This is a genomic window from Paraburkholderia sp. DD10, assembly GCF_049177125.1.
GTDB classification, from domain to species: Bacteria; Pseudomonadota; Gammaproteobacteria; order Burkholderiales; family Burkholderiaceae; genus Paraburkholderia; species Paraburkholderia terricola.
In genome coordinates this window covers 523,083-547,395 of record NZ_CP185392.1, presented here as the reverse complement: position 1 = coordinate 547,395, position 24,313 = coordinate 523,083, and the positions used below count along the sequence as shown (strand labels likewise).

The window sequence follows — 24,313 nt, the reverse complement described above, 5'->3', positions numbered from 1 at the left end:
TGCGGCCAAACGATACGGGAAAATTATTGTCCTAGAGCAATCGCAAACAAAAAAATGGCTTTGTATGCTGCGTTCACGGGTTCGACGCGATGCAAGCGGATCGCGGGCAACGCAAGCCCTTTCGGCTGCCGCACCGCATGATGCGGCGCGGCATTCACCACGCCACACAATGGGATCGATATGAAAGCGAAGCGCACTTCACGACTGCTGGGAGCCCTCTGCGTCGCGGCAGCGGCTCTGGCGACGCAGGCGCAACATGCGTCGGCGGAAACGACGTTGCAGCGCATCCAGCGCACCGGGGAAGTGCGCATCGGCTATGCGAACGAATCGCCGTTTGCCTACACGACGCCTGACGGCAAGGTGACCGGCGAATCGCCGGAGATCGCCCGCAAGATATTCACCAAGATGGGCGTGAAGAAAGTGGACGGCGTGCTGACCGAATGGGGCTCGCTGATTCCCGGCCTGCGCGCGGGCCGCTTCGACGTGATCGCGGCCGGCATGTACATCACGCCGGAACGCTGCAAGCAGGTCGCGTTCGCCAATCCGCAATACCAGATTCAGGACACGCTGCTGGTGCTGAAAGGCAATCCGAAGAATCTGCATTCCTACGCCGATATCGGCAAACAGTCCGACGTGAAGCTCGCCGTCATGGCCGGCGCGGTGGAACTCGCCAATTCGCGCGATGCGGGCGTGAAGGATGCGCAGCTCATGCAGGTGCCCGACACCACCGCGCAATTGCAGGCGGTGCGCGCACGTCGCGCCGACGCCGCGGCCGGCACCGCGCTGACGATGAAGGGCCTCGCCGCGAAAGCCTCCGACCAGGTCGAGGCGGTCGCCAAATTCACGGACGATCCGAAGCACATCGGCTACGGCGCGCTCGCGTTCCGTCCCGAGGACGCCGATCTGCGCGACGCAGTCAATCAGCAATTGCAGGCATGGCTCGGCACGCCGGATCATCTGCAAACCGTGGCGCCCTTCGGTTTCGACAAGACGAATCTGACCACGCGCACCGCCGCCGAGATTTGCGGCAAGTAATCCTCAACCGAGCGCAACGGCTCGCCCACCGAGCGCGCATTCACCCGAAGTCCGCACGCGCCGGCATGCGCCGGCCGTGAAGTTCCCCCAGGCGCGTGCAACCGCACGCGCCGTCATGCAAGCGAGGAACCGCCATGCGTGAACTGTTTCCCCTGTTGCTCCAGGGCACGCTCGTGACGATCGAGATCGCCGCCTGCGCCACCTTGCTCGCCATCGTCATGGCGTTTGTCGCGACCGCCGCCAAGCTCGCGCCGTGGACGCCGCTGCGCTGGCTCGGCAATGCCTACGTCGAAATTTTTCGCGGCACCTCGTTGCTCGTGCAGCTTTTCTGGTTTTTCTTCGTGCTGCCGCTGCCGCCGTTTCGCATCGAGATGACGCCGTTTACCGTGGCGATCGTCGGCCTCGGTTTGCACTATGGCGCCTACGGTTCGGAGATCCTGCGCGGTGCACTGCGTTCGGTGCCGGGCGGCCAGTTCGAGGCGGCGCTCGCGCTCAACATGTCGCCGCTTTCCAGAATGCGCCGCATCATCCTGCCGCAAGCGATGATCAACGCGCTGCCGCCCGCCACCAATCTGATGATCGAATTGCTCAAGGGCACCTCGCTGGTGTCGCTGATCACGCTGTCGGACCTGACGTTTCGCGCCCGCCAACTCGACGAGGCGACCTTCAAGACCGCGGAGATTTTCGTGCTCACGCTGGTTATCTACTTCGTGCTCGCGCAAATCCTCGTCGCGCTGATGCGGCATTTCGAGCGCCGCGTGAGTCACGGCATCATTCAGAGGGCCGTCCGATGAACAGCTTCTTCGACCTGCATTACGCGGAGCAGATTCTGCCGGCGCTGCTGCGCGCGTCGATGTACACGATCTTCATCACGTTGATCGGTTTTGCGATCGCGCTGGTGCTGGGGCTCGTGCTGGCGGTGCTGCGCCGCAGCCCGATCAAGCCGCTCGCGCGGACGGTCGGCTTCATCGTCGAATTCATTCGCAGCACGCCCCTGCTGATCCAGGTGTATGTGCTGTTCTATGTGTTGCCGGTGTACGGCATCACGATGTCGGCGCTGACCGCGGGCACGGTCGGGATCGCGCTGCACTATGCGTGCTACACGTCGGAGGTGTATCGCGCAGGCTTGAACGGCGTGGCGCGCGGCCAGTGGGAAGCGGCGTGCGCGCTGTCGTTGTCGCCGTGGCGCACCTATAGCGGCGTGATTCTGCCGCAGGCGATTCGTCCCGTGATTCCGGCGCTCGGCAATTATCTGGTGGCGATGTTCAAGGACACGCCGGTGCTCTCCGCGATCACCGTCGTCGAATTGATGCAGCAGGCGAAGAACATCGGTTCGGAAACCTTTCGCTACCTTGAACCGATCACGCTTGCGGGCATTTTCTTCCTGCTCATCAGCGTGAGTTTCGCGCACCTCGTGCGGCGGCTCGAATACAGCTTGAGGCTGCCATGACCGTGAAAACCGACCTCGACATCCCTACCCCGCCGCATGCGGACCTATCCGTGGAGAAACCGATGAAACGAGACGATCCCGCCTCAGTACTTGTCCCGCAGGGCGGCACCCAGGAGGAGCCGATGGTGCGCTTTGCCGGCGTGACGAAGCGCTACGGCGCGCTCACGGTGCTCGACGCGCTCGATCTGGAAATCGGCCGCAACGAGAAGGTCGCGATCATCGGCCCGAGCGGCTCCGGCAAATCGACGCTGTTGCGCGTACTGATGACGCTCGACCCGCTGACCGACGGCATGATCGAAGTGGACGGCGAACCGCTCACGCACATGCGCAAGAACGGTGTGCTGGTGCCCGCCTCGCTCAAGCATTTGCGGCGCGTGCGCAGCAAGATCGGCATGGTGTTTCAGAGCTTCAACCTGTTCCCGCACATGACCGCGCTCGCCAACACGATCGAAGCGCCGATGCAGGTGTTGGGGCTCTCGCGCAAGGAAGCGACCGAGCGTGCGCGCGATCTGCTGTCGCTGGTCGGGCTGGAGGATAAATGCAATCACTATCCGTCGCAGTTGTCGGGCGGTCAGCAGCAGCGGGTGGCGATTGCCCGCGCGCTCGCCATGCGTCCGAAAGTGATGCTGTTCGACGAGGTCACTTCAGCACTCGATCCCGAGTTGTGCGGCGAGGTGCTGAACGTGATCCGGCGACTCGGCAGCGAGCACAATCTGACGATGCTGATGGTCACGCATCAAATGGGTTTCGCGCGCGAATTCGCGGACCGTGTGTGCTTTTTCTCGCAAGGCAAGATCATCGAGCAGGGGCCGCCGCAGCAGTTCTTCTCCGCGCCCCGGCATGAACGCACGCAGCAGTTCCTGAGAGCGGTGAAGGAAGCGGTTTAGTCGAGGTTCCCAAAGGGGAGCATCGAGGCTGACAAAAAAAGTAAAAGGCGCCGCGCCTGCGACGCACGCCGCTCACGATTCACGCGGTGCCACGGTTGCCGCGCGCGAGTTCATCGCCGGTGCCGTGCGGCAAGCGCGCGGTCACCGGAATCGACATGAACGAGAACAGGCCGACCACGAGAAACGCGGGCCAAAAGTCGGAGAACACGATGGTCGAATGACCCTGCACGTCGTGTGAAATCTGCAGCACGATGCCCGCGATCGTCACGCCGAGTCCCAGCGAAATCTGCTGGATCACGCTCGCGACGCTCGTGGCGCGGCCGATGTCGCGGCTCGGAATGTCCGCATACGCCAGCGAATTCAGCGACGTGAATTGCAGCGACGGAAAGAAGCCGCCGAACAGCACGACGCACCAGATCAGCCAATGCGGCGTACCGGGGAAGAACAATCCATAGACCGCGATGACGAGACCCGCGCAAGCCGCGTTGAACATCAGCACCGTGCGAAAACCGAAGCGCCAGAGAATGCGCGAGGCCGCCGCCTTCATGAAGATCGACCCGAACGCGGACGCGCAGGTGATCGACCCCGACACGAACGCGCTCATGCCCAAGCCTTCCTGCAACGCGAGCGGCAACAGAAACGGCACGGCGCCGAGGCCGATGCGAAACAGCGAGCCGCCCGCCACGCTCGCGTGAAAACTCGGAATGCGCAGCAGGCGCAGATCGAGCACCGGCAATTCGACGCGGCTTGCGTAGAGCACGTAAATCGCCAACAGCAGTACGCCGATCACGCACATGCTGACCGATAGGCTGTTCGACACGAGACCGCTGCCGACCAGCGAAAGCCCCAGCATGAACAGCGACGCGCCGCTCGCGGATAGCACGAAGCCGGTCCAGTCGAGCCGGCCGGGATGCGCTTCGCGCACGTTGGCGATGTGCCGGTTCGCGAGCCAGATGCCGAACAGGCCAATCGGAATGTTGATGAAGAAGATCAGACGCCAGTGCAGATACGTCGTGATGAAGCCGCCGAGCGGCGGCCCCATCACCGGCCCGAGCAAGGCCGGCACTGTCAGATAGTTGACCGCGCGGATGAAGTCGGACTTCGGCACCGAACGGAAAATGATGATGCGCCCCACCGGCACCATCATCGCGCCGCCGATGCCCTGCACGAAGCGCGCGGCCACGAACATGCCGAGCGAGGTGGAGGCCGCGCACATCAGCGAGCCGGCCATGAAAATGCCGATGGCCGTGCGAAACACCGTGCGTGAACCGAAGCGGTCGGCAACCCAGCCGCAGATCGGAATGAAGACGCCGAGGCCGATCACATACGCGGTGACGGCCAGCTTGAGGGTGATGGGATCCTGGCCCAGATCGCGCGCCAGAACCGGCAGCGACGTCACGATGATCGTGCCGTCCACGTTTTCCATGAACATCGCGCACGCGACGATCAGCGGAACGATGAAAGTGCCTAAAGCGAGAGGCATTGGCATGACGACGGGATGCGAGGCCGTCGGTGTAAAGCCGCGATTATCGCATCGCATCCGCGATATATGCTGCCGAACGCGGCTTCTGAACACGGGTTTTATGCCGCGCGTCGATGCCGCGCGCGAGAGTCAAGCGCGCAAGGAAACTTGAAAGACGAGGTGAGCAGCGAAGCGAGGTGAGCCGGCACGCAGCCGACTCACTCTGCCATGCGGAAGATTTAGCGCGACGCGCTGACCAGCGGTTGCAACTGCGGCAGGATCTCGACGTTCGCGCGCGCGACGTCGTTCGGGAAGTCGATTTCGATCCACGGCGCGCCGGTCACGTCGGCGGTGTCGAACACCTGGCTGCGTTCCAGCAGCAGGTCGCGCACCGCTTCTTCGTGCGGCAGGTTCGCGCGGCCACTATCAACGTACCCGGCCACGATCTGCGCAAAACGCCGCGCGGTTTCCTCGCGGAAGCGGAAGAACCCTACCGATTCGCCGATGGTGTCGTACTCGAGATTGACGGCAAGCTGCTTGCGCAATTCGACCGGCACGCCGTCTTTCAGGCACAGCTTGACGGGCTCGTCGCCGGCTTCGAAATCACGGTCGATCAACAGGCGGTTAACGGTTTCGCCCGCCACCAGCGCGTGCAGAATGCGCTCGTCGTAGAGCACGTCGGCGTCCATCAGCAGCACGTCGCCGCCGCGCGTCAGCGCTTCGGCCACCGTGTGCACCGTCAGCACGCTGCCCAGATCGAAACGCGTGTTCAGCACGGTTTCCACCGCGTGCGGCCAGTTGATGCGCTTCAACTCACCCTGCACCGATTCCGGCTGAAAACCCAGCGCCAGCACGACGTCCGTCACGCCAGCGGTTTCGAGCATGTGCAGATGCCGTTCGAGCAGGCTCATGCCGTCGAACTGCAAGAGGCACTTCGGGAACTGGGCTTCCGGCGGTTGCTGGAGACGCAGGCCGAGGCCCGCCGCGAGGATGATGGCACGCATGCGCGGTCCTTTGAAAAGAAACGGATTAATCGGCAACCGGCACGCGCTGCATGGCGCGCCGCCGTTGCCAGCTTCGTTCGCTGAAGTGCAAGACCAGCAGACCCGGCAAGCCTAGCAGGATTTCACGCGCGCGCTTGCTGAGCGACAAGGCCAGCGCCGCGTCCGACGGCAAGCCGACCAGCGGCGCGAGCAGCAGATAGCCGCCCTCCTGGACGCCGAGCGAGCCGGGAATCATGAACGCCGCGCCGCGAATCGCTTGCCCGAGACTTTCGAGCAGCAGCGCGTCGACCCAGTCGACCGGATGGCCGAGCAGGCGCAGCGCGAGCCACACCTCCACCGTGCCGACGATCCAGCCCGCGAGACTCAACGCGAAGCTGACCGCCACGCGGCCGCGCTCGCGGTACATGGCCTGCACTGCCGCGTCCACGGCTTCGGCGCGCGTCATCAGCGCGGACCAGTCGCGCTTGCCGAACAGCTTGGAGACCACGCCGAGCAGCCTGCCGAACATGCCGCGCCGCTGCGCGAAGTAGAAGCCGACGATCATCGCGCCCAGTACGCCGGTGGCGATCAGCGTCGCGGTTTGCAGGTCGTGCAGCGCGCCGTGCGCGGTGTAGGCGCCGAACAGCAGCAAGCCGAGCAACGCGAAGATGATTTGCGCGAGCGCTTGCGCGGTCGTGCTGACGGTGATCGCGGCGGCCGCGTCGCGCATGGGCATGCCGCGCTGCGAGAGTTGCCGCACCATCACCACGGGCCCGCCGATCTGGCCGGCCGGCAACAGACTGTTCACCGATTCGCCGATCCAGCGCGCGAACAGCGCGTCGCGCAGCGACAAATGATGATGCGCGCGCTCGGGATGCCGATGCAGCAGCACCGAGATCGCGCCAGCGTCGAGCGCGAGCGGCACGAGATGGAACGCCGCGACGAGCGCGAGCCCCCAGCCCGCCGCGAGCAGCGTCGAGGCGACCGAACCGAAACCCTGCCACGCGAGCAGGCCGACGAACAGCGCCATCCCGATCGACAACAGAATCAGAGCCGCGCGAGTCATGCGCGGTCCTTGCGGCGATGAGTCATTTGACGGAAAACCTGGCGAAAACCGAAGTACGCGATCGCGTCCTTCATGTTCGAGATCAAACGGCGCCACGGGCGCATGTTCGCGTCGGTGACGTATTCGAAAGTGAGCGACACGCGCATTTCATTCGCGCCGGCCGGCGTGATGCGATGGCGCAGCTTGTCGCCGTCGAAAAACACGAGGCCGCCCGGCGGGATTTGCACCGAGCCCGGTTGGTCGGGCACGTCAGGATTGCGCGTGTGCAGTTCGTAGTCGAGGCGGCACGACGATTCGTCGATCACGCCGAGCAGCAGCGTATAGCGGCGGCCGTCATAGTACGAAGTATCGTAGTGCCAGCCGATGTGATCGCCTGCCCGCGTGTAGTAGTAGAGCGCATACGCGTGCGGGTCGTCGGCGGGCGAGAGTTGCAGCTTGTCGCCGCTCAGTTGCTCCAGCCAGCCGATCAGCTCCTTCGAGCGATACAGCTCCGCGATGAACGGCGCGAGGCGGTCGATCGTATGGCGGCTCACGCTGCCGCCCTGCTTGTGCCCCGGCAGATAGTTGCGGTTCACTTCATCGAGCAGGCCGTGCGCGCTTTGAATCAACTGGGCGGTGACCTCGGGCGCGAGAAAGTCTTCCAGATAGAGGAAGGCGCCCTGATCGGCGAACTGCCTTGCGAGGCGCGGCGTATCGAACGCGCGCGTGCGGCTTGCGACCGCGCGGTCGGCATTGGGCGCCGGCGCAACCGGCGACGAGGCCGGGGAATCTTCAACTGAAATTGGCGCGATCACGTCGTCTTCGGCGTGCGTACTCATTCACTTAGCCCACATTTGACTGTTTTGGAAAGCCGCTGGCGGCCTCGGCCGGGCGCGCGGCGCGGCGCGTCACGCGCCAGTAGTCGACCACCACCCAGATTGCGAACAGCGGCGCGCCGATCGACGCGGCCACGACGAAAGGCATCACCACGCTCGTCAGCGTGACGAGGGGCAGCAGATACAGCACGTCTTCGGTTTCGAAGCCGCCGACCGATGCCTGCTTCGTGCCCGCCTTGCCGGCCATTTCCTCGATACGCATGCGCAGGAAGAAAATCACCGCGACGGCAATGCCGGCCACGGCGCCGAGCCAGCCCGACGATACCGGCAAGCCGCCGATCCGCGTGGCGCCCACGCCAATACCCATGCCGACAAACAACAGGATGGTGACGATCGCATCGCTGGCAAGGTCGTAAAAATGACCGATACGGCTCGACTTGCCGCCGATGCGCGCGAGTTCGCCGTCGGTATGGTCGACGAAATTGGACAGCACGATCAGCAACGCGCCCGCATTGGCCCATTCGAATCCGCCACGCGCAAGACAGAGCGCGCCAGCGACGCCGATCATCAAACGCAGCGTGGTCAGATGATTGGGCGTGATGCGCGTGTTGACGAGCGGCGTGACGAGCCGGCGGGCAAGCCGCGCGTCCCATGTTCTGGGCGGCGGAACGTTCGTGGGAGGAAGGGGGCTCGAATTCATAACCCGGAAATATATACGGGATCGTGAAATATTGCTTTCTTCCCGTAGGTTTCTTTGAGGTGCGTTCATTACCGCTTCATGTCCGTCGTGAAGCAGGATTTGCCGAACCGGGATAAAGTGCGGGTCGAGTTGCGCCCGCCACGCTGATCGCCTAGATGCGCAACGCTCCCGCGGGTCCAGGCATCCATGCGCTACCCGTTGTGAATACACTACATCGAATAGGGGTCGCCGTTCACGCTCATGAAACGTTTTTTTCCCGTGCTTCTCGCACTCGCCGCCGCGCTGCCGCTCATCGCTTATGCCACCGTCCTCGATGCGCCGCTCGCCTGCAATGAGAGCGGCCATCAGTTCATCGCGGATCTTGCCGAGCAACGTGCCATCGATCCCAAGCCGTGGCGCGTGGAAAGCAATTCGATCAACGCATTTACGCCGGCGTCGGGCGCCGATCTGAGCGCGTTCGGTTTTCATGTGTTCGCGGTGGTCGGCTACGAAAAAGACGACCCGATGTTCCGGGTCGGCGATGGCGAACCGGTCGCCAGTTCGGCCTACGGCGTCGTGGTGTTCGGCAGCGAATCCAAGGTGCGCAACGCCGTGGCCGGAACCGGCAGCACGGCGATCGTGCATCGTGTCGCGCCGCTCGTGACGGCGATTTTTTGCAAGCGGAGTTGAGGGGAGCGGTGGTCGCGGCGTGGCACGAATGGCCGGTTGGCTAGTGTTGCCGCTATCTGCCGGGAAGGCATGGTCGCGGCGGATGGATTTTCGCGGCCTGCAAGGGCGTCGATCTGCTTCGTGCATTTACCTCGTGGTTAGCAGAGTCCAGCCGTGCTGGTTAAAGCCGGTTCACACCGACCAGGCGCACCCGCGAAGTTATGAGGCCCCAAGCGGGGCCTCACCTCTTTCGTTTCTGCCAGCGCGGGTTTCGCGCCATTCGTCCTTACAACTTGATCCCCGTCGGGTCCGCCGTCAGATACCCCACGGTCGCGCCGAAGCGGTCCTTGTAGTTCGCGCGCACCAGCGGATCGAGCGTCGCCTGGACCTTGTCGTGCAGCGGACTTTCCCAGTCGCCGACGTGCTGGAAATTGCTCATCACGTAGGTCCAGCCGTTGATTTCGTCGACCGCGTGCAAGCCCGTCGATTCCGCGCCCGCCGGGCACGACAGCACGCGCGAGAGCGTCTTCGTGTCGACGTTGTACGCCCACAGGAAGTTGTTCACGTGCATGCCGCTGTCCTCGCCGATGAACAGCGTGCGCAGTTTTTCCGAGAACTTGAGGTTGTCCGGGTTCGCAATGCGGTCCGGGTTCGCGGTGTTGCCGAGCGCGTCGGCGGCGGCGAGATCCTGGCCCACCAGCGCCGCGGGCGGCGCCATGTCCACCGGCACCCACTCGCTATTGATCGCGCCGCCGCTGCGATCGAGCTGGCCGCCCTTCATGTTCAGCGCGTACACCGCGCCCGCGCTGATCGCCTTGTCGACGGCAACATCGGTCGACGCGACGTTGCCGCGCACCATCGATTTCTCGACGCGCGACATCGCCGAATACAGCACCTTGTCCTTGATGTCGACCGTCGTGCCCTCGAGTTTCGTGAAACCCATGCTGCCGCCGGCGAGCGCCGCGTAGCGGTGCGTCTCGAGGAAGGTCGCCGCCTTGGTCATGCCCGGCTTGATGCGCACCCAGTTGAAGGTGCCGTTGTAGTTGATCTTCGTGTAGCTCGTATCGAGCGGGTCCTTGGTCGCGACGTCCAGAATGTCGGCCGCGGTGAGCTGATTGGCGAGCGTTTCGATCTCGGCGCTGGTCGCGTGGCCCAGGTTGATCCACGAAAGCGTTGCCGCGCCCGCGCCGCTCGAGGACACCTGCGTCCACTTCGCGACATACAGCGTGCCCGCGGACAAATCGGCTTCGCGATCCGCGATGAACATGAACAGACCGCCGTTGGTCGCATCGTCGCCCATCAGCACGGTGCGCTTGTCCGGCATCACCTGAATCAGTTCGTGCGAGATGCGGCCGAGGCAATAGTGCTTCCTGATCGTGCCGGTGCCGTCGGGATTCACGGTCACTTCCGGCAGATGCCCGTAGTGGTACGGATTCGCGGTCGTTTCGTTGCCGAAGAGGCTGCGGCTGAAGCCCTTGAACTGGCTATTGGCCGCGATCGTCGTCGCGTCGGGTTCGTACTCTTCGCTCGACAGATGCGTGTTCCACGGCGACAGGCTCGCGCCGCAGGTGATCCACAAGCCGTGCGCCGGCGACGTATCGACGTTGTGATAGCCCACCAGCGTGAGCTTGCCGGTAGCCGGGTCCTGATCGAGCGTCAGCACCGCGATCGGCGACGGCAGTTGGCCGTACATCGACTTGAGGCTTTGATCGCGCGTCGCGTATTCGAACTGCACCACGGCGAACACCGCGTTGCCCTTGAGGCCCTTCACCGTCGGATTGTCGAGTCGAATCAGCGAACTGCCGTCCGGGCAATCCGAATAGAACTGGCGCTCCTTACCCGCGACCGAGGTGTCGATGATCGGCTGATTGTTGATGTCGAAATAGCCGCCCGCCAGGATCGTGCCGCCCTTGATGTTCGGCACGCTGTCGCCCGTGATGAAGAACGGCTGATAGGCGAGCTTGAAGGTGCGGCTGCTGCCGTCGCTCAGTTGCACGGTGAGAGTCGAGCCGACCGTGGTTTTCGCCATCGCGGCGGGGTCGGCCAGCGTGGGCGCGGCCATGCTGTTGAAGGCGGCCGAGACGAAGTTGGCCACGGGTTTGACCGGCGTCGCCAGGTCGTCGCTGCCGCCGCACGCGGTGAGCATCGACGCCGTGGCGAGACCGCCCAACGGCAGCATCGGTACACCGGCAAGTAGTTTCAGGGCTTTACGGCGGGAAAGATCGAGCGGCTCTGCCATGTTGTCGTGATCCAGGGTTTCGGTAGCGTGGGGAAATGCACAGTCGGCACGCACTCAAAACCGCATGGTTCACGCTCGCGCCGCTATGACGCGAGGATTCTATGAAGCGAATGTGAAAGTATATTGACAGCTTGCGGTAATACCTTGATTCGCCTTTCGTCGGCGATCGGTTGGCTGAACCGGACCGCGTCGCCTTTAACCAGGACCCAACCCGGACTCAACCCGGACGGCGAAATCCGTTTTCGACCCAAGCCGCCGCGCTCGCCTTGCTGAGCTTGAAGTTGGGCGCGACCTGCACTTGCGCGAGCTGCTCGCCGAACGTGTCGAGCGCGGTCAGAAGCGCATACGGCTCGTCTTCATCCGGCACGATGTCGAGCGTGACGTCGAGTTCGTCGTTGCCGTCGGCGGTTGCCACCCGCACTTCCTTACGCAGTTGCGCGCGCAGTTGCTGCTCATGGCGGCGCAGCACTTCGGAAGCGGTCTTCACCAGCGTGTTGAACGCCGACGTGTCGAGCGGCTTCGGGTCCTTCTTGTTGCGGCCCATCGTCCACGGCCCGACGAGCGCCGGTTCAGCCTCGCCGTCCTTGATCATCTCGACGGCCCAGCCTTCGTCGTCTTCGTTCTTGATGACGCGCGCGGTCCAGCCGTCGTCGCGCCACAGACGCGCTTCATGCAGCGGTTCGTCCATCGCGGACGCGCCTTCCGTGATATCAGCGGCGTCGGACGATGGAAGGGGGGTATCGGTCATTGCAGGTTCACTCACGTTCGCGGGGCGGAGACATATTTCGAACCTGCAATTCTACCCGTGCCGCAAGCGCCCGACGCGCTCCCCTGACGAACGGACAAGCCGGGACGGGCATTTCGCCAATCGACATATTCCATTTCGCCATGCGCGGGAACTTATAAACCGGTTATAAAAAAGGCGCAAAAAAACGCGGCCCGAAAGCCGCGCGTAAAAATGAAAAAGGCAACCCTTGGTTAGAGGGCAAGCCATTGTAGAACTGCAATTAGCCGCAATAGACCATGCGAATGGGAACACTGCATTGCGCGAAACACGGTGAATGGCCCACGCCTCAGCGGCATGCGCGACAACCTGCCGCGTAAGCCGCCACGTGCGGCGTCGCGAGTCAGCAACACCGCATGCATTGACAAGCTCAGCCTCGAATCCACACATGATCGGATTGTTCTTTATTTACTCGCACTTACACAATTCAAATTCGCCATTACCGATTCGAGAATTCATTGTTGCGTCATATGTGATTAAACATCGGAATAGCAGGCATACACTTCGCAGCGGATCGTCAGGCACCCGACGAAGTCGGCGATAAGCACTGGAATGCGATTCTCTATGCACTGTCCCGGAGTTATCTCAACATGAAAAAAACCCTCATCGCAGCAAGCCTCATGGGCGCGTTTGCCATCACCGCTCATGCACAAAGCAGCGTCACGCTGTACGGCACGTTGGACGCCGGTCTGGTGTACTCGAACAACCAGGGCGGCCACAGCAATTGGCAACAAGGTAGCGGTTCGGTGTCGAACACCTACTTCGGCCTGCGCGGCAGCGAAGATCTCGGCGGCGGTCTGCACGCGATCTTCACGTTGGAAAGCGGCTTCAACCTGAACAACGGCCAGTTTTCGGAAAACAGCACGATGTTCAATCGCCAGGCTTACGTCGGCCTGAAGAGCGATCAGTACGGCGCGTTGACGCTCGGCCGTCAATACGATTCCGTGGTCGATTACCTCGCGCCGTTGTCGGAAGCGGGCGCGGGCTACGGCAACAACCTGGCCGCTCATCCGTTCGACAACGACAATCTGGACAACTCGTTCTCGATCAAGAACGCCGTGAAGTACACGAGCGCGAACTACGCGGGCCTCAAGTTCGGTGGCCTGTACGGCTTCAGCAATTCGGCCGGCCAGTTCTCGAACAACCGCGCGTGGAGCGCCGGCGCCTCGTACGATAACGGCCCGTTGAGCTTCGCCGCGGCTTACCTGCAACTGAACAAGTCCGGCAGTTCGAACCTGAGCGGCGCCGTCTCGCAAGGCGACGGCACCGCGGCGATCGCAGCGGATCTGCAACGCACCTATGGCGCGGGCATCAACTACACGTACGGCCCGGCAACGGCAGGTTTCGTGTACACGCATACGCAACTCGACGGCATCAGCGGCGTGAACGTCGGCGGCACGACGCTGCCTGGCATCGCGGGCACGAACCTGCACCTGGACAACTATGAAGTGAACGGCCGTTATGCGCTGACGCCGGCATTGAGCCTCGCTGCTGCCTACACGTTCACCGACGGCAAGCTGTCCGGTTCGAACGGCTCGGGCGATCCGAAGTGGCACACGGTGTCGCTGCAAGGCGACTACTCGCTGAGCAAGCGTACCGACGTGTATGTGGAAGGCGTGTATCAGCATGCATCCGGCGAACTCGGCAACTTCGGTTCGAACGTGGCGGCAATCAACACGCTGGCGCCTTCCTCGACCGGCAATCAGGTTGCCGCGGCTGTGGGCCTGCGTCACCGCTTCTAGGTTCTTTCGTTTGGCAAGTGCGAGGCGGATATCCATCCGCCTGGCAAGCAAACCCGCGCGCGACATAATCGCGCGCGGGTTTTTTCATGGGACCGCGTTTCGACGCGGCAAGGGTGACGCCGCAAGCGTGCGATCGGTATACTGGTCCGGCTGCCTTCCTTGCCGCGAGTTCGTTGCGGCGGAACGGCGGCTTCGTCGCGAAGCATGGCGTTGTTTCAAATCGCGTCGCGCTTCGCCCGCGCACCAGGTTCCCATGCACCACCGGGGACGCCGACGACCGAACCATGAAAAGACTTCTTCTGCCTGTTGCCGCTGCCGCCGTGATCGCCTCACTCGCTGCCTGCGGTTCTTCCAGCGGCCCCACCGCTCACGATGCGTCGCAACCGATGATCTACGTATCCTCGCCGCGCGCCCCGGCCTATATCGCCAATTGCCTTGAAAGCCGTTTGTCGCGTGTGCGTATGTCGCGCGTAGGCGGAGCAACCGAGATCGCGGTCGGCTCCGACTCGAACAACTCGTACTTCGTCACGTTGACGCCGTTGAACGCCGGTTCGGTCGTCAAGGTGACGCACCCCGCGAATGCGCCGGATGATCCGCCGGAACCGGAAATGCGCTTCAGCATCGCGCGCTGCGCCACCTGACGTTTGCACCACAGCACGATGTTTTGAAGGCCACGCCGATACGCCAATTTAAATCTGGCGTGTCGGCTATTTTTTTATCCGCTCATCTGCGAACATAGCCGCCCCTGGTCTTTTATGCGGCGGCGCCGTGCCGCGAGTTCGATGGCATCCAGCAAAGCACATCACGCAACCGGTTTTGCAGCCGGCGTCATCGCGGCGGCCATTGTCGCGCGCATCGGCGGCGGCGGTTCGTTTCATATCGGCGTGTTGCTGAGCTTTATCGCCGGGATGGCGGGAAGCACGGCGCCGGATTGGCTGGAAGTGGCGTGGTGGTCGCGGGCGCGGCGGCTGTGGATCACGCATCGCACGTTGACGCATTGGGGCCTCGGATGGCTCGCGCTGCTCGCGGTTTCCTATCACTGGCTCGGGCATTCGCTCTATGCCGCGCCGGCGTTCGGCTTCGCTTGCGGCGGCTTGATGCATTTGCTCGCGGATTGGCCGAATCCCCTGGGCGTGCCGTGGATTGCCGGGCGGCATTCGCTCAACCTGTGGAATAGCGGTCGCTGCGATTTGATCGTGGTGGGCGCTTCGTGGGTCGCGGCATGGTTTGTCGGCGCGCACACCTGGTTGCCTGGCGCACAGGCGGCGGCCTTGCTGCGGCATCTGAGAATCGGCTAGGCGTTACCGCATGGCGGCCGCATAGTTGGCGGGCGTCACGCCCAACAGCCTCACGAACGCCCTCGTCATGTGACTCTGATCGGCGAAACCCGCCGAAGCCGCCGCGTCGGCAAGGGTCGCGCCGCGCGCGATCAACTGCCTCGCCAGCACCACTCGCCGCTGCATCCGGTACGTGTGCGGCGGCAACCCCATCTCATGCGCAAAGGCTCGCAGCAACTGAAAGCGGCTCATGCCGGTATCGGCGGCGAGATCGGCAAGCGTGAGCGGTGACGACGGATCGTCGTCGATGCGCGCTTTTGCTCGCGCGACCGGCCCGAGCAAACGGGTCGACGCTGAACCTGCCGGGTGCGTCGCATGCGCTCGCACCAGATGCCCGAGCAGTTCGAGCAATGCTTCCTCGCGCATCAGATCGTCCGGCACTTGCGGCGCTTCCACGGCAACGGCGAACAGCCGCTCGAACAGACGTTTCAGCAGCGGATCATGCGCCACCGGCTGCGTGAGTTCGATCTCGCGCGCCGCCGCGCCGGTCAGCTCACGAGCGACGCCGGCCAGCAGCGACGGCTCGAAGTACAACATGCGCCATGCGCGGCCACGCTCGTCGAGCGGACTGCCGTCGTGCACCTCGCCGGGATTGACCATGATCGCGTCGTTCGCGCGCGCTTCCACCATGCCGCGCCCGCTCGCCGACCGATGCCCGCCGCTGACGATCACGCCCACGCCGAAACTGTCGTGCGAATGACGCGGAAACGCGTGCGCCGTTTGCGCCACGGTCGCCTCGACGCCGCTAATCGCGCAGCGAGGCATGTGAACGCGGCCGCGCGCCGGGCCCTGCATCACTGACGCCCCTCGTCGGTCCGCTCGCCTTCGCGGACCTTGCCTTGCGACACGCTGCTGCCCGGCGGCACGCTGTGCGTGAGCCACACGTTGCCGCCGATCACCGAGCCGCGCCCGATCGTCACGCGGCCAAGTATCGTGGCGCCTGCATAAATCACCACGTCGTCCTCGACGATCGGATGACGCGCGTTGCCCTTGATCAGCGCGCCGTCGAGATCCGCGGCGAAGCTCTTCGCGCCGAGCGTCACCGCCTGGTACACCCGCACGCGCTCGCCGATGATCGCCGTTTCGCCGATCACCACGCCCGTGCCGTGGTCGATGAAAAAGCTCGGCCCGATGGTCGCGCCGGGGTGAATGTCGATGCCGGTTGCCGAATGCGCGATCTCGTTGATGAAACGTGCCAGCAAGGGCACGCCGAGGCGATGCAGCGCGTGCGCGAGGCGGTGGTGCGTCATCGCCCACACGCCGGGGTAGCACAGCAGAATTTCGGTGATGTGCTGCGCGGCCGGGTCGCCGGTGAAGGCCGCCTGAATGTCGCTGACCAGCAGCGCGCGGATGCCCGGCAACTGCGTGGCGAATTCGCGCGCGACGTTGAATGCGCGCTCCTTGAGTTCGGCGTCGGGCGTTCCGGCGAACTCCGGCAGGAATCGCAGGGCGCGCCGGATCTGCTCGGCGAGCAGGCGCAAGGTGCTCTCGAGCGTGTGGCCGACGTAGTAGTCGACGGTTTCGTCAGTCAGATCGGGGGCGCCGTAGTGCGTGGGGAACAGCGCCGCGCGCAGGCCGGTGACGATGCTGACCACCGCTTCGCGCGACGGCAGTTCGCGAATGCCCAGCGGATGCCGCGTGCGATGCAATTCCTCACGCGACGCGCGCAGGTCGGCGACGATCTGTTCGAGACCCCAGTCATGGGAAGGCACGTTAGGCATAGAAGGACAGCGCCGTGCGAAGGCACGGTTCGGAGTGATTGTCCCGAGAGATTACCGCGTTTTAGGGCGGCTCGCGCGGCCCCGCATGCGCGCTGCCGCCCGCCTTGCGAGTGTTCGCCTGCCGGAGGCGCTCAGATCGTCACGCTGCTCGCGTCGATCCAGCGCACGGCCCAATCGCGGGCGTGGGCGATGGCGGCGGCTTCGTCAGGAAAACGCAAGTCTTGAGGAAAGAAACGGTTGGCGACCAGTTCGCCGTCGCTCGACCGGGAGATGACCACATACGGTTGCCACGTGCCATCGACCGCGCGCGCCGGCGCGCAATTCAGCAAATAGCCGCGATGTGTGAATGCAGCATCGAAGTGCATGTGTCACCCGCCCTGACGGCCCCGTAAATGTTTGAGTAGCGCTGCGCTTTCGCCGGTGTTTGTCGCTTGTTCCGTTCATGCACATCCGTGCCGATGATGTGGAACGTACCGGAAAAAATATAGCCAATGCGACCGCGCTTCGCTCGTCGGAGTAAGATCATACTCTGTAGAAAATACGCGTCCATTAAAAAAAACGAAAAGAATCCCGGACGCAATCGCCATGTGAAATGCCCATCACATTGAATCGCGACGAACGCCGCGATGCGACTTCAGCGTTAAAGCATTGCGCCAACCGGAATGGGTTTTGCTGTGCTTCGACCATGTCCTCTTCAAGGAGAATGCATGATGAACAGCGATATCGACAAACCAGCGGAGACGACCAGGCAACCGCACGTCGGTCCGCGCACGGCGGAGCTGCACAACGATCGCACGCACGACAGCACGGTGGACACCGACGGCAAGAACTACGAAGCCGCCCGCCTCGCCGGCTATGGCCCGATCGCGGCCGATGAAATCACCATGAGCAACGCGACGCTCACCAACAGCGTGCCCGAGGCGCACGACGGCATGGCCGGCTTCGACAGCCGCGTCGGCGGCAATCATCTGCTGCTCGCGCTCGAACCGGGCTATACGGTCATCGACAAAGGCATGGTCGAGCCGCAGGGTCCCCATTCGGCCGATCCCCGGTTCGACGAGCCGCGCGAGGCCGGCAGCCGCGACGAGCGCGGCCGCATTCATTACGCTCTTAATCATCTGCGCCCCACGCGAGTGATCGAGTTACACCGGGTGAAATGAGTGTTCGCGTTTCAACGGCGCGTTTGAATTCCGGCGCACGCGCCCGTTAATCAGCGAATCGTCGGCGTGCATCGTTGGCGCGCATCGTTTGAATAATGGCGCGCGCCTGGCCCGATTAGAAACCGGGGGTTGCAAGACCTGCGCATGCACGCGGCTTTTTCTTGCGAGCGGCTGCCCGCACAATCGACCCCACGTTAACCCTCAGCGGAGCAGTCAATGAAAAAGATCGTCGTGATCGGCGCCACCGGCACGCTTGGCCAGGCAGTGAGCGCGGAACTCAAGGCGCGCCACGAAGTCATCGAAGCAGGCGCGACGCGCGGCACGCACCGCGTCGACAGCACCGATCCGGCGAGCATCGAGCGGCTCTTTCGCGAGATCGGCAAGGTGGACGGCGTGGTCACCACCACCGGCAAGCTGCATTTCGGTCCCTTACCGGAGATGAGCATCGAACAGTTCTGGATCGGCCTGCGCGACAAGCTGATGGGCCAGATCAACGTGGTGCTGGCCGCCCAGCAATACGTGAACGACGGCGGCTCGTTCACGCTGACGAGCGGCATTGTCGGCGACGAGCCGATTCGCCTGGGTGCGAACGCCACCACCGTCAACCAGGCGCTCGAAGGCTTCGTGCGCGGCGCGGCGATCGAACTGCCGCGCGGCATTCGCATCAACGTGGTCAGCCCGACCGTGCTGACCGAATCGCTCGACGCTTACGCGCCCTACTTTCGCGGCTTCGAACCGGTGACGGCGCAACGCGCGGCGCTGGCCTATCTGCGCAGCGTGGAGGGCGCGCAGACGGGCCGGGTGTATCGCGTGGGCTATTGAATGCGAGTGCGTGCCGCATGAAGCGTTGAGCGTTTCAGTGCTTCTGCTCCTTCACGCGCGAGACGATTTGCGTCGGGCTCACGAATTGCAGGGCGATCAGCACCCAGATCAACGTGATCGCCATGTAGATCATCGCCATCGCGTCGATCGATTGCGGCGCTCGCACCCCGGTTGAAAACACCGCGTAGTACAACGCGACCACGAGCGTTTGCGTCGCCGGCCCCGCCGTGAAGAACGTCAGTTCGAACATGCCGATGGTGCGCACCAACACCAGCAGCGCGGCCGCGAGCATGCCGGGCACCAGCAGCGGCAGCAGCACGTAGCGGAAATAGCGGAACGTGTTGGCCCCGAAAATACGCGCCGCCGCTTCGAGATTGGGATCGATCTGTTCGATGAACGGCGTCATCACCAGAATCACGAACGGCAGCGCCGGCACGAGGTTCGCAAGAATCACACCGGAGAGCGTGCCGGCCAGGCCGATCTTGTACATCACCGTCGCCATCGGAATGCCGTAGGTGACGGGCGGCACCATCAACGGCAGCAGGAAGATCAGCATCGCCGTGCGCTTGCCCGGAAATTGCACGCGAGCCAGCGCGTAGGCCGCGGGCACGCCGAGCAGCACCGACAGCAGCACCACCGCGCCGACCACTTCGACCGTGACCCACAACACGCTCGCCAACTGAAAATCGCTCCACGCCTGCGCATACCAATGCAGGGTGAAGCCTTGCGGCAACAGGGTGCCGAACCAGCGCGTCGCCACCGAGTTCACCGCGACGGTTGCGATCAGCAACACCACGTTGACGAGGAAGAACAGCATCGCGCCCCACACCAGCACGCGCCACACACGCCCCGGCACGCTGGCGCGCTGCTTCGCGCGTTTGCCGGGCTGGCGGGCGCCGTCGTCGTGTTCCTTCGATGCGGACGTGGACCAGGAAGCGTGCGCCGCTTGGCGATCGGTCGTCATCAGCCCTTGCCTCCCGTTACCGGACCGCTGTAGAAGAAGCGGCGCGCGCCGAGCATCGCGACCACCACCAGCAATTGCACGAAGCCCATCACCATCGCGATCGCGGAGGCGAGCGAATAGTCGTAGCTTTCGAATGCGGCTTCGGCCGCGGCGATCGACATCACGCGCGTCGGGCCGGCGGGCGCGCCGAGCAGCACCGCCGACGGAAACACCGAGAACGCCTGCACGAACGACAGGCACGCGGCCATCGTCAAGCCCGGCACGAGCAGCGGCAAATAGATGCGGCGAAACTGCTGCCACGGACTTGCGCCGAGCGTCGCCGCCGCGCTCGCGAGCGTGGGGTCGATGCCGGTCACATAAGACAGCGTCAGCAGAAACGCGAATGGGAACCCCGACACGATCAGCGAGATCAGCACGCCCCAGAAGTTATGCGTGAGCCGCACTTCGCTCGTATAGAGATGCAGGCCCTGCAACGCCTGCGGAAACCAGCCGTTCGGACCGAAGTACGTGAGCATGCCGTCGGCGATCAGCACGGTGCCGAGCGTCACCGGAATCACCAGCAAGGTGGTGATGAACTTCTGATAACGGGAGTGGCGGCGCAGCGCGAACGCGACCGGAACCGACACGCCGACGTTGATGAGCGTGGCGGGCACGGCGAGCTTGAGCGTGACGATGATCGTCGGCCACATCGACGTGTCGGTAAAGAACGTCAGATAGTTGGCCCACGGTCCACTGCCGTTCATCGGCTGGAACGACAGGATCAGCCCATATGCGAACGGGTAAATGAACAATGCGACGATGAAGATCAGCGCCGGCGCGACGAGCCACGCCTTGGCGTCGCGCGGCGCGAGCGGCGGCGACAGCGTGGGCGTGTTCATGCAGCCTCTCCTTCGTAGACGAGCGTGCGCGACGGCGGCACGCGCAGGCTGATTCGCTCGCCCTCCTGGAATTCGCCGCCAACGCGCGCCCACAAATCGCCGAACGCGGTTTTCACGCGCAGCAGCGAATCGCGGCCGCCGTATTCGACGGTGGTCACGAGCGCATCGAAAGCGTTTTCCGCGCCGGGCGCCGCGCGCTCCATATCCTCGGGACGCAGCGCGACGCTCACGCGCTTGCTGTCGAAGCCGGCCATCGGCGTGCCGATCAGGCGCACGCCGTTCGCGCTCACCGCGACGCCCTCGCCTTGCGTGCCTTCGAGCATGAAATCGGCCACGTTGCGGTAGCCCATGAAACGCGCGACATGCAGATTCTGCGGGCGCGTATAGACCTCTTTCGGCGTGGCGATCTGCTGCACCACGCCCTCTTTCATCACGACGATGCGATCGGCCATGGAAAGCGCTTCGTCCTGATCGTGCGTCACGTAGAGCGTCGCGCGTTCGAGCTGACTATGGATGCGGCGAATCTCGGCGCGCATTTCAATGCGCAGTTTGGTGTCGAGATTCGACAGCGGTTCGTCCATCAGAATGAGCGGCGGCTCGATCACGATCGCGCGCGCAATCGCCACGCGCTGCTGCTGGCCGCCGGACAATTGACCGGGCAGCTTGCGTTCATGCCCGACCAGTTGCACGAGTTGCAACGCTTCGCGCGCGCGGCGCATGGTTTCGCTCCTGCCGACGCCGCGCATTTTCAAACCGAAGCCGACGTTATCGAGCACGCTCATATGCGGAAACAACGCGTAGTTCTGGAACACCATGCCGAAGCCGCGCTTTTCCGGCGGCAAGACGTCGATGCGTTTGTCGTCGAGCCAGATGCCGCCGCCGCTCAAGGGCTGCAAGCCGGCGATGCAGTTGAGCGCCGTCGACTTGCCGCAACCGGAGGGCCCCAGCAACGCGATGAATTCGCCACGCCGGATGTCGAGGTCGAGCCCTTGCAGCGCCGCGACGGCCTGGCCTTCCGCGTTCGTGAAACTGCGGCTCACGGCGTCGAGCCGCAACTGCTCAAAGTGATGCTTCATGGCGAATTTCCTGGCGGTTCCCTGGCGATGTCGTGATGCGCGTCATACGCGCGATACGCGCGCTGCGCGGATCGCATCGGCGCAAACACATAGAAGCGCTGACTCCCGGCGCGAACTACTTGGTCTTCTGCGCGCCGACTTCGGTGTCCCACTTCCTGAATGCCGCGACCATCGCGCTCGCATTCAGCGGCAACACGTGCGGGCGTTCCGCCAGCAGCTTCGCGTACTCCGGCCGGCCGTACTTCTTCAGCACGTCCTGGCTGCGCGCGGGCGCCTGTTCGACCGTCACGCCCTTGATCGCGGGACCGGGATAGAAGTAACCATCGTCATAGGTCATGGCCTGCTGCGCGGGTTCGAGCATGAAGTTCATCAGCTTGTAGAGCACCTCGATCTTTTCCTTGGGCACGCCCTTCGGAATCACCATGAAGTGCGCGTCGTTGACCCACGTCATGTTGTCGAACGCCTGCACCCTGAATTCAGCCGGCACGATGCCGAGCGCGCGAGGATTGATGTCCCAGCCGGTTACCGTGACGGTCATGTCGCGCGTGCCCTCGCCGAGTTCCTTCATGACCGCCGAGGTGCCGCCCGGATAGTAGGGGATGCATTCGTTCAGTTGCTTGAGGAACGCCCACGTCTTGTCCCAGCCGTGAATCGGGTCTTGCGGATCCTTGTCGCCGAGCACGTAGGGCAGCCCCATCAGGAACGTGCGGCCGGGCCCGGAGTTGGCCGGCCGCGCATAGATGAGCTTGTCGGGATGCGCCTTGCACCATTGCAGCAGTTGCTCGGGCGTTTTCGGTGGATCGCTGACTTTCGCGGGGTTGTATTCGAGCAGCGGACCGGCCGGCATGTACGCGACCTCGAGCCCGTAGCCTTGCGCGAGATCCTGCATCTTGCGCGGACCCGGCGCGTATTTGTCGAGCACGCCGGGGAAAGCCGCCGCATTGTCCGGCAGCAGTTTCGTCCAGAGACCCTGTTCGATGCCGGCCGCCAGCGCGTCGGTGCCGGTGAGCACGAGATCGATATCGGAGCGGCCCGCGGCCTGCATCGCCTTGATCTTGCCGGGCAACTGCGGCGCGGGCGCGTTCGTGAACGTGATGTTGGCGACGAGGTTCGGGTACTTCGCCTTGAAGGCCTCGAAACCCTTTTGCGTGAGTTGAAGATCGCCCGCCACGTCGACGATATTGAGCGTGACCGGATCGGCCGCGTGCGCGGCGGAGGCGAAAGCGGCGCTCGCCGCGACACATACGGACACCAGCTTGAGCGACAACCTGCGTGAAACAGTCATTGCGTCTCCTCGCTTCTTGGTATGGAAGTCCGCCGGTCAGATGCGCTGCGGGCGGTGATCTACCAGAGGAACATAGCGAAGCGGGACTGCCGATGTCAAGCAAATACTCACGGCGGCGATTTGCTCACGAAATCGTGGGATTGTGGCTGGAATCCTTCTAGCTCAATGGTTTGCGCGCGTCATCCGAGGGCAAACCCGAAGCCCGCGGCCGGCGTTGACGAGCACTTGTCAGGCAAGTCGTCGATGCGCGTCGATGCGCGCCGACGCGCGCCGAACTCAGCCGCCTTGCACGCCCTGCGTGTTGACGTAGAGCGAATAGAGCCCGTGGCTTGCCGCCATGAACAGCCGGTTGCGATGGCGGCCGCCGAAGCACACATTCGCGCAGCGTTCCGGCAACGCAATGTGGCCGATGGGCTCGCCTTGCGGCGTGAAAACGCGCACGCCGTCGAGTTCGTCGGTGCCCATGCCCCAGCCGCACCACAGATTGCCGTGCACGTCGACGCGAAAGCCGTCGGGCGTGCCGGGGCCGGCGTCGATCAGCACGCGATTGTTCGACAGCGCCAGGCCGTTGCCGTCGACGTCGAACGCGCGGATCTTGCGCGGCTCGCCGCGCGACTCGACGATGTACAGCACCGACTCGTCCGGCGAAAACGCGAGGCCGTTGGGTCCGAGCACGCCGTCGGCGACCACGCTGACTTCACCGGATTGGCCGTCGATGCGATACACGCATGCCGGCAGTTCCGAGTCCTGCCGCTCGCCCTCGTAAAAGCTGTCAATGCCGAAGGTCGGATCGGTGAACCAGATCGAGCCGTCCGACTTCACGATGACGTCGTTCGGCGAATTGAAGCGCTTGCCGCGATAACGGTCGGCGAGCACGGTGATCGAGCCGTCGTATTCGGTGCGCGTGACGCGGCGCGTCAGATGCTCGCAACTGACGAGTCGGCCCTGGCGATCGCGCGTATGGCCGTTCGCGTTGTTCGACGACTGGCGATAGGTCGTGACCGTGCCGCTGGGTTCGTCCCAGCGCAGGATGCGGTCGTTCGGAATGTCGCTCCACAGCAGATAGCGGCCGTCGCCGAACCAGACCGGCCCCTCGGACCAGCGCGTGCCTTGATACAGACACTCGACGGAAGCGGAGGCAAGGATCAGCGACTTGAAGCGCGGATCGAGCACGCGGACGGACGGATCGGGATAGCGTCGGCTGTTGTCGGTCATGCTGGTGCTTTCTGGTGTCGGGTTGATGGTGTGGCAGGCATGGG

General features: G+C 63.8%; 25 protein-coding genes. 10 read left to right on the top strand and 15 right to left on the bottom strand.

Translation table 11 applies throughout. From position 1 onward, the window contains the following. Positions 1 to 180 precede the first annotated feature (180 nt). The 4 genes from ehuB to ehuA all read left to right on the top strand — a co-directional run bounded on the left by ehuB (position 181) and on the right by ehuA (position 3,372). On the top strand, positions 181 to 1,035 hold the full coding sequence (gene ehuB / locus ACOCG7_RS02580) for an ectoine/hydroxyectoine ABC transporter substrate-binding protein EhuB (protein ID WP_073432154.1): 855 nt from the start codon (positions 181 to 183) through the stop codon (positions 1,033 to 1,035). A gap of 134 nt (positions 1,036 to 1,169) precedes the next feature. Continuing rightward, a complete protein-coding gene (gene ehuC, locus ACOCG7_RS02575; protein ID WP_073432153.1) occupies positions 1,170 to 1,829 on the top strand; it encodes an ectoine/hydroxyectoine ABC transporter permease subunit EhuC in 660 nt (219 codons plus the stop codon). After that, positions 1,826 to 2,485 (top strand): ectoine/hydroxyectoine ABC transporter permease subunit EhuD, encoded by a 660-nt coding sequence (gene ehuD / locus ACOCG7_RS02570; RefSeq protein WP_073432152.1) that lies wholly within the window; start codon positions 1,826 to 1,828, stop codon positions 2,483 to 2,485. Before ehuC ends, ehuD begins: the two co-directional genes overlap by 4 nt. Positions 2,486 to 2,547: 62 nt before the next feature. Beyond that, positions 2,548 to 3,372, top strand: a complete 825-nt coding sequence (gene ehuA, locus ACOCG7_RS02565; RefSeq protein ID WP_083083086.1) for an ectoine/hydroxyectoine ABC transporter ATP-binding protein EhuA — start codon at positions 2,548 to 2,550, stop codon at positions 3,370 to 3,372. Positions 3,373 to 3,451: 79 nt separating this feature from the next. On the opposite strand, the gene ACOCG7_RS02560 is transcribed toward ehuA, so the two are convergent. The 5 genes from ACOCG7_RS02560 to ACOCG7_RS02540 all read right to left on the bottom strand — a co-directional run bounded on the left by ACOCG7_RS02560 (position 3,452) and on the right by ACOCG7_RS02540 (position 8,398). After that, positions 3,452 to 4,855 (bottom strand): MFS transporter, encoded by a 1,404-nt coding sequence (locus tag ACOCG7_RS02560; protein WP_083082795.1) that lies wholly within the window; start codon positions 4,853 to 4,855, stop codon positions 3,452 to 3,454. A 218-nt stretch (positions 4,856 to 5,073) separates the two neighbouring features. Next, positions 5,074 to 5,838, bottom strand: coding sequence for an NTP transferase domain-containing protein (locus tag ACOCG7_RS02555; protein ID WP_083082796.1), 765 nt, complete (start codon positions 5,836 to 5,838; stop codon positions 5,074 to 5,076). Positions 5,839 to 5,863: 25 nt separating this feature from the next. Next, on the bottom strand, positions 5,864 to 6,883 hold the full coding sequence (locus tag ACOCG7_RS02550; RefSeq protein ID WP_421376704.1) for a flippase-like domain-containing protein: 1,020 nt from the start codon (positions 6,881 to 6,883) through the stop codon (positions 5,864 to 5,866). After that, complete coding sequence (locus ACOCG7_RS02545) at positions 6,880 to 7,701, bottom strand: HalD/BesD family halogenase (protein WP_073432148.1); 822 nt, start codon at positions 7,699 to 7,701, stop codon at positions 6,880 to 6,882. Before ACOCG7_RS02545 ends, ACOCG7_RS02550 begins: the two co-directional genes overlap by 4 nt. 4 nt (positions 7,702 to 7,705) lie before the next feature. Beyond that, positions 7,706 to 8,398, bottom strand: coding sequence for a CDP-alcohol phosphatidyltransferase family protein (locus ACOCG7_RS02540; RefSeq protein WP_083082798.1), 693 nt, complete (start codon positions 8,396 to 8,398; stop codon positions 7,706 to 7,708). A gap of 240 nt (positions 8,399 to 8,638) precedes the next feature. Between ACOCG7_RS02540 and ACOCG7_RS02535 the strand changes: the two genes are divergently transcribed. Then, entirely contained in the window at positions 8,639 to 9,067 is a 429-nt protein-coding gene (locus ACOCG7_RS02535; RefSeq protein ID WP_421376702.1) for a hypothetical protein, read from the top strand. A 265-nt stretch (positions 9,068 to 9,332) separates the two neighbouring features. Here the strand turns inward: ACOCG7_RS02535 and ACOCG7_RS02530 are convergent, their stop codons facing one another. Together ACOCG7_RS02530 and ACOCG7_RS02525 are read right to left on the bottom strand one after the other, a co-directional pair. Further along, positions 9,333 to 11,285 (bottom strand): PhoX family protein, encoded by a 1,953-nt coding sequence (locus ACOCG7_RS02530; protein ID WP_073432145.1) that lies wholly within the window; start codon positions 11,283 to 11,285, stop codon positions 9,333 to 9,335. A 217-nt stretch (positions 11,286 to 11,502) separates the two neighbouring features. Further along, entirely contained in the window at positions 11,503 to 12,033 is a 531-nt protein-coding gene (locus tag ACOCG7_RS02525; protein ID WP_421376700.1) for a hypothetical protein, read from the bottom strand. Between the two features lie 626 nt (positions 12,034 to 12,659). Here ACOCG7_RS02525 and ACOCG7_RS02520 point away from each other — a divergent pair. From ACOCG7_RS02520 to ACOCG7_RS02510, 3 genes are all read left to right on the top strand, one after another. Further along, positions 12,660 to 13,811 carry a porin gene (locus ACOCG7_RS02520; RefSeq protein WP_073432143.1) on the top strand — a complete coding sequence of 384 codons (1,152 nt, stop codon included), beginning with the start codon at positions 12,660 to 12,662 and terminating at the stop codon, positions 13,809 to 13,811. Positions 13,812 to 14,095: 284 nt separating this feature from the next. Next, positions 14,096 to 14,452, top strand: coding sequence for a sugar ABC transporter ATPase (locus ACOCG7_RS02515; protein ID WP_084561516.1), 357 nt, complete (start codon positions 14,096 to 14,098; stop codon positions 14,450 to 14,452). A gap of 141 nt (positions 14,453 to 14,593) precedes the next feature. Further along, positions 14,594 to 15,109: a metal-dependent hydrolase gene (locus ACOCG7_RS02510; RefSeq protein ID WP_421376697.1), complete on the top strand. Its 516-nt coding sequence runs from the start codon at positions 14,594 to 14,596 to the stop codon at positions 15,107 to 15,109. Positions 15,110 to 15,112: 3 nt separating this feature from the next. On the opposite strand, the gene ACOCG7_RS02505 is transcribed toward ACOCG7_RS02510, so the two are convergent. From ACOCG7_RS02505 to ACOCG7_RS02495, 3 genes are all read right to left on the bottom strand, one after another. After that, positions 15,113 to 15,913, bottom strand: a complete 801-nt coding sequence (locus ACOCG7_RS02505; protein WP_421376695.1) for an AraC family transcriptional regulator — start codon at positions 15,911 to 15,913, stop codon at positions 15,113 to 15,115. A 29-nt stretch (positions 15,914 to 15,942) separates the two neighbouring features. Beyond that, the gene (epsC, locus tag ACOCG7_RS02500) at positions 15,943 to 16,869 is read right to left on the bottom strand and encodes a serine O-acetyltransferase EpsC (protein WP_073432139.1); all 927 of its coding nucleotides are present in this window, start codon (positions 16,867 to 16,869) and stop codon (positions 15,943 to 15,945) included. Positions 16,870 to 17,000: 131 nt separating this feature from the next. Continuing rightward, positions 17,001 to 17,234 (bottom strand): hypothetical protein, encoded by a 234-nt coding sequence (locus ACOCG7_RS02495; protein WP_073432138.1) that lies wholly within the window; start codon positions 17,232 to 17,234, stop codon positions 17,001 to 17,003. A gap of 345 nt (positions 17,235 to 17,579) precedes the next feature. On the opposite strand from ACOCG7_RS02495, the gene ACOCG7_RS02490 reads away from it, so the two are divergent. Beyond that, positions 17,580 to 18,029 carry a DUF3005 domain-containing protein gene (locus tag ACOCG7_RS02490; protein WP_073432165.1) on the top strand — a complete coding sequence of 150 codons (450 nt, stop codon included), beginning with the start codon at positions 17,580 to 17,582 and terminating at the stop codon, positions 18,027 to 18,029. Between the two features lie 216 nt (positions 18,030 to 18,245). After that, complete coding sequence (locus ACOCG7_RS02485; RefSeq protein WP_421376693.1) at positions 18,246 to 18,851, top strand: short chain dehydrogenase; 606 nt, start codon at positions 18,246 to 18,248, stop codon at positions 18,849 to 18,851. A 34-nt stretch (positions 18,852 to 18,885) separates the two neighbouring features. Here the strand turns inward: ACOCG7_RS02485 and ACOCG7_RS02480 are convergent, their stop codons facing one another. The 5 genes from ACOCG7_RS02480 to ACOCG7_RS02460 all read right to left on the bottom strand — a co-directional run bounded on the left by ACOCG7_RS02480 (position 18,886) and on the right by ACOCG7_RS02460 (position 24,269). After that, complete coding sequence (locus ACOCG7_RS02480) at positions 18,886 to 19,815, bottom strand: ABC transporter permease (RefSeq protein ID WP_083082811.1); 930 nt, start codon at positions 19,813 to 19,815, stop codon at positions 18,886 to 18,888. Continuing rightward, positions 19,815 to 20,693 carry an ABC transporter permease gene (locus ACOCG7_RS02475; protein WP_073432135.1) on the bottom strand — a complete coding sequence of 293 codons (879 nt, stop codon included), beginning with the start codon at positions 20,691 to 20,693 and terminating at the stop codon, positions 19,815 to 19,817. Before ACOCG7_RS02475 ends, ACOCG7_RS02480 begins: the two co-directional genes overlap by 1 nt. Continuing rightward, the gene (locus tag ACOCG7_RS02470; protein WP_073432134.1) at positions 20,690 to 21,769 is read right to left on the bottom strand and encodes an ABC transporter ATP-binding protein; all 1,080 of its coding nucleotides are present in this window, start codon (positions 21,767 to 21,769) and stop codon (positions 20,690 to 20,692) included. The genes ACOCG7_RS02475 and ACOCG7_RS02470 overlap by 4 nt, the downstream gene beginning before the upstream one ends. Before the next feature lie 115 nt (positions 21,770 to 21,884). Beyond that, positions 21,885 to 23,054 carry an ABC transporter substrate-binding protein gene (locus tag ACOCG7_RS02465; RefSeq protein WP_421376690.1) on the bottom strand — a complete coding sequence of 390 codons (1,170 nt, stop codon included), beginning with the start codon at positions 23,052 to 23,054 and terminating at the stop codon, positions 21,885 to 21,887. A gap of 276 nt (positions 23,055 to 23,330) precedes the next feature. Next, a complete protein-coding gene (locus ACOCG7_RS02460) occupies positions 23,331 to 24,269 on the bottom strand; it encodes an SMP-30/gluconolactonase/LRE family protein (RefSeq protein ID WP_073432132.1) in 939 nt (312 codons plus the stop codon). Positions 24,270 to 24,313: the final 44 nt, after the last annotated feature.